This is a genomic window from Priestia sp. P5_B4, assembly GCF_056400385.1.
On record NZ_JBFULJ010001026.1, the window covers coordinates 1 to 1,244 of the forward strand.

General features: G+C 32.3%; 1 protein-coding gene. It reads left to right on the forward strand.

Annotation, left to right across the window (positions count from 1 at the left end; translation table 11 throughout):
• Nucleotides 1-659 precede the first annotated feature (659 nt).
• On the forward strand, nt 660-1,073 hold the full coding sequence (locus tag AC1DRF_RS28475) for a YjdF family protein (RefSeq protein WP_377577639.1): 414 nt from the start codon (nt 660-662) through the stop codon (nt 1,071-1,073).
• The last annotated feature ends 171 nt before the right edge of the window (nt 1,074-1,244 follow it).

Consider the following 1,244-nt stretch of genomic DNA (forward strand, 5'->3'; position numbering starts at 1 on the left):
GTGTAACAGAAACAACCTATTTAAACCTTATTGATTTTATTATTCATCTAATTCGTTTTAGTGTAGTTATAGCTGTACTGGGAGCAGGAATTGGATTCTTTCTTTATAGAAAAAAGAGTTTGGAGTGATTCACCCAAGCTTTTTTCTACTGGTGATTAAGTACTTTATGGTAGCTGCTAGTTAAATGGTGTCATATAAGCATATATCTATTTTGCAGAGGACCAAATTGAAAAAACGTTTTAGTCAATATTCACTGTGGTTATCGTTGCTTGGGATGGTTGTTGGCGTTGGACAATATTTTACATCCATACATAGCCCTAACATTTTGTATCTATGTGTCACTGTTTACTTGATAGGATTCTCATGTGGAATAATAGCTGTTGTAAAACAAGAAAAAGGGCTGATGAAATATTTTAGTTAATCTCTTTTGCAGTAATCCCAATATTTATTATGGCGAGCTTTTTATTTTTTGCAATGAATTTTGGTGAAAAATAAAAGAAGGTAGTTATCATAAATATTTTCATGTTAAAATTTGTATGTGAGATGTAAAAACACAATTCGGTTGGTAGTCCGGATGCATTGATATGTATTAATGTCAGTAACCTTCCCCTCCTCGGGATGTCCATCATTTCATAGTATGTTTAGAGGAGGGAATCGTTATGTCACTAACGATTTACCATGATGGTCAGTTTTGGGTAGGAATTATTGAAGTTGTAGAAGGCGGTAAGTTAAAAGCATTTCGTTATGTATTTGGACCAGAACCAAAAGATACAGAAGTATTAGACTTTATTTATGACAGATTGCTAGAGGTGATTAATCAATCAGCTCATGCAGGTATTGATGTGAAAATAAAATCTAATAAAAAGGTAAATCCAAAACGTTTACAACGCCAAGTAGCAAAAGAAAGAAATAAAGTTGGTATTTCGACTAAAGCTCAAGAAGCCATGAAGCAAGCTTACGAAGAAAAGAAAAAAAGTAGAAAAAAGAAAGCTAAACGATATCGTGAAGAGCTGAAGGAACAAAAGTATTCCATAAAGAAACAAAAGGCAAAAGCGAAGCACAAAGGCAAATAGAAAACAAATAAAGAGCCTTATTTAAGGCTCTTTATTTGTTCTTATTCTTTTACGATAGGAACATTCTTAAAAAATTGTTCTCGAATAGTTGCCGATTTAACTGCTTTATTAATCTTCTCTTTATTATTATCTATAAGTTGCTGTGCGTTTTCTTTATCAAATAACTCATTG